This window comes from Candidatus Symbiopectobacterium sp., from assembly GCF_020054415.1.
Lineage (GTDB): Bacteria > Pseudomonadota > Gammaproteobacteria > Enterobacterales > Enterobacteriaceae > Symbiopectobacterium.
In genome coordinates, this window is sequence record NZ_JAHWCO010000234.1 from 1 (window position 1) to 3,496 (window position 3,496).

Below are 3,496 nucleotides of genomic sequence, written 5' to 3' on the forward strand. Positions count from 1 at the left end.
GCTCAGGTGGGTGAAGCCATGGCCATGGTCAAAGCGCTTAACCGGATCACGCTATTAGGAATGCCGAACAGTATTCGCATCACGTAACAATCGACCCGTATGGGGCGCAGTCGTTACAAGTTCTGATTTATTCAACAAAGCAGGTGCACCACGTCTTGCGGATGAGTTGCCGGAATATAACGTTAAGACCATCGCAGCCAGCCTGCGTCGTCAGGGGCTGAGGGCGAAAGCCTCCCGAAAGTTCAGCCCTGTCAGCTACCGGGAACATGGTCTGCCGGTATCAGAGAATCTGCTGAAACAGGACTTCAGCGCCAGCGTCCTGAATCAGAAGTGGTTGGGAGACATCACGCACCTTCGCACGGATGAGGGCTGGCTGTACCTTGCTGTGGTCATCGACCTGTGGTCCCATGCGGTTATCGGCTGGTCAATGTCATCACGGATGACGGCACAGCTTGCCTGTGACGCGCTGCAGATGGCGCTGTGGCGGTGAAAACGTCTGGAAAATGTCATTGTTCACACAGACTTCGCTGGTCAGTACTGTTCAGCGTATTATCAGGCCCTACTGACGCGGCATAATCTGCGTAGCAGCATGAGTGCAAAGGGTTGCTGCTATGACAATGCCTGTGTGGAAAGCTTTTTCCACTCTCTGAAGGTTGAATGTATCCACGGAGAACGTTTTGTCAGTCGGGAAATAATGCGAACAACGGTGTTTAATTATATTGAGTGCGATTACAATCGCTGACGTCGCCACAGTGCCTGCGGCGGACTCAGCACGGAACAGTTTGAAAACAAGAACCTAGCTTAGGACTGTGTCCACATTACGTGGGTAGGATCAGTAATCGTAAGCGGTTCGCTGTTAGCAGCTGATCGGGGACTGAAGCTTGTACATGACCAGATCGGACCATAGCACCGGGTGATGATGGTGCTTTCGGTCGGGGGTCAGCTTATCCAGCGGTAAACCCGGCGGGGCTGTCCGACTTTCCCATACAGTTTTTCGGCATGCAGCAGCTTGTTATCAACCGCGTATTCCAGATAGCGTCGAATCGTGGTTTTGCTCAGCCCGGTCACTTCCACCATGTCATCAATCGAGAACGCCTGCTCAGGGGCAAGCAGGAACGGCTCAATGATTCGCTGCAAGGTATTATCTTCAATGCCTTTATTTTCCTGCTCACCGTGAATGTTGTTGTATTGCAGTGAATACAATGAGTCAACGCATTTCTGATCCACTACTTTCCACAGGCGTTGCTGACCGTAAAACTGCATAAAGCGCTGCAGGGTATGGTTGAGTCGTTTCCAGGATACAGGTTTGATAATATAGTCAAACGCGCCGCCCTGAATTGCCAGGCTACAGGTATCCATATCGGTGGCGGCCGTAATAAAAATCACAAAGCAGTTATGACGCTTAAACTCCGGTTGGTTGAGCAGCGTAATGCCTTGTCCGTCAGGTAGATAATTATCCAGCAGGATCAGGATCGGTTGATATTCCGCGTTCAGCCGTCGTGCTGAATGCAAGGTGGAGGCAGTCCCCACCAGACGCATCCAAGGTGTATTGGTAATCAATTCTTGGTAAAGTTGTCTCAAGTTACTTTCATCTTCAACGATCAGAACGTCGATAACGTCAGACTGCTGCATGGCGCGTATCCTTGGTAAAGCCGCACGTTGTGGCTGCGACGGGGATATAGAGTGAAAAAATGGTGCCGGAAGGGACGTTATCTGTGACCTCAATTATACCCCCAGCACGCTGCACAAAGTGGTTTATCAGATGCAGACCAATGCCGTGATCACCATTCGTCTTGCTGGTTACGCCGGGTTCAAACAGGGTATTTTTCAACGCATCAGTTACCCCGGCACCATGGTCGGCCACTTCAATTAAAATTTCCTGAGCACTCTGGCGGATAAGAATTTCAACCGGTAAAAAAGGAGGACGCGTACGTAGCGTCGCTTCGATAGCATTATCCAACACATTGCCGATCACCGAAATCAGCTCAGAATCTGACAGCGAATCCGGCATGGCAGTCAGGGAGCACCCTGCATCAAACATCAGCGTGATCCCTTTCTCTCTTGCCCGCGAATATTTGCCCAGCAGCAGACCGCATATCAGCGGAGAGCAAAAACGTGATGAGATAAAGTCGAGCACCTGCTGGCTATTCTGCGACTGAGCCTGAATAAGACTCAGAGCCTCATCATAGCGCCCAAGGTTTAACAGGCCAGCTAGGGTTGACAGCTGATTGTTGTATTCATGGCGGACGATGCGTAGATCGTTAATGTGGCTTTTAACCTGACTGAGCTGAGCGTTAAGTGAGGTGATCTCATTGCTGTCGCGGAAGGATATCACCCAACCTTGTATCTGATCTTCCAGCATGATCCGCACCCGATTTGCCACCACTGTGAGATGATTAAACAACGCCACCTCGTCGTGGGTATCGTGGTGCAGCATAATATGCGGATCAAAAAAGGTGATGTGGCGAATAACGTTGGTGATCAGACTGCCCCGTAGCTGACGGTTCTCCTGGGTCAGATTAAGCCAGGTTTTCGCCGCCCGGTTAATCAACTGAATTCGGCTTTGATCGTCAATAACGATAACCCCTTCATACATGGTTTGCATCATGGCCTTCTGCTGCTTGACTAGCAGCCCGATTTCCTGGGGTTCCAGAAAGAAAATCTGCTTCTTAATGTGTTTGGTAAAGTGCCAGCTGAACAGATATAGGCAACACAACATCAGCAATAACGACAGTGAAGTATGCAGAATAGTTTGTGCCGATAAGGTATGAAGATAGCTCTTCAGATAACCGACAGATACAATGCCAATCACCTGGCCGTTATAAAACACAGGTACTTTGCTGCGCAGCGATATCCCCATCGTGCCATGGCTGTTTGTAGTTTCATCATTTCCTGCCAGGACACGGGCATTATCCCCACCGACTAGCTTTGTGCCAATCAGATTTTTTGACTTCGAGTGATAAAGATGCAGAGCATGTGCATCACCGATGACGATAAAACTGGCATCGCTTCTGGCCACAAGGGGCGCTAACAAACGTTTTATCTGCTGCGTATCCCTATTGATAATTCCATGTTTAATAAGAGGAATATCCGAAATGTATTTCGCTTCTTTCAGTGATAACACCGCCGAGTCTCGATATAATCGTTCATTCAGATTGACATACTGCCATATCCCCAATGCTATAAAGATAGTGGTATTAAAGATGGCGAGATAAAGGAATAGTTTTGTCTGGAATTTAAGTTTCATTCATATTTCGTTCGCGAATTCAGATAATAAGTGGCTTTGTTGAATAAACCAGAACTTGTACCCCATACGGGTCGATTGTTACGTGATGCGAATACTGTTCGGCATTCCTATATGTACTAGCTCAGACCTGATCTGACAGTTACCGATTATTTATACAGGTGTCTGTCAGATTACATCTGGTTCAGATTCTTTTCTGCCCAGATCCGTTTTCCATCGAGTAAAGTGGCCATCGGCGTACGCCCGCAGCAC

General features: G+C 48.7%; 2 protein-coding genes and 1 pseudogene. 1 reads left to right on the forward strand and 2 read right to left on the reverse strand.

What is annotated here, in order from left to right; all coding sequences use genetic code 11:
• Positions 1 to 136: 136 nt before the first annotated feature.
• A pseudogene (locus QZ506_RS06860) lies at positions 137 to 805 on the forward strand (IS3 family transposase); the annotation flags it as partial.
• Positions 806 to 939: 134 nt separating this feature from the next.
• Here QZ506_RS06860 and QZ506_RS06865 read toward each other — a convergent pair.
• Both QZ506_RS06865 and QZ506_RS06870 read right to left on the reverse strand, forming a co-directional pair.
• The gene (locus QZ506_RS06865) at positions 940 to 1,632 is read right to left on the reverse strand and encodes a response regulator (protein WP_291969991.1); all 693 of its coding nucleotides are present in this window, start codon (positions 1,630 to 1,632) and stop codon (positions 940 to 942) included.
• Entirely contained in the window at positions 1,619 to 3,247 is a 1,629-nt protein-coding gene (locus tag QZ506_RS06870) for a sensor histidine kinase (RefSeq protein WP_291969993.1), read from the reverse strand. Before QZ506_RS06870 ends, QZ506_RS06865 begins: the two co-directional genes overlap by 14 nt.
• Between the last annotated feature and the right edge of the window lie 249 nt (positions 3,248 to 3,496).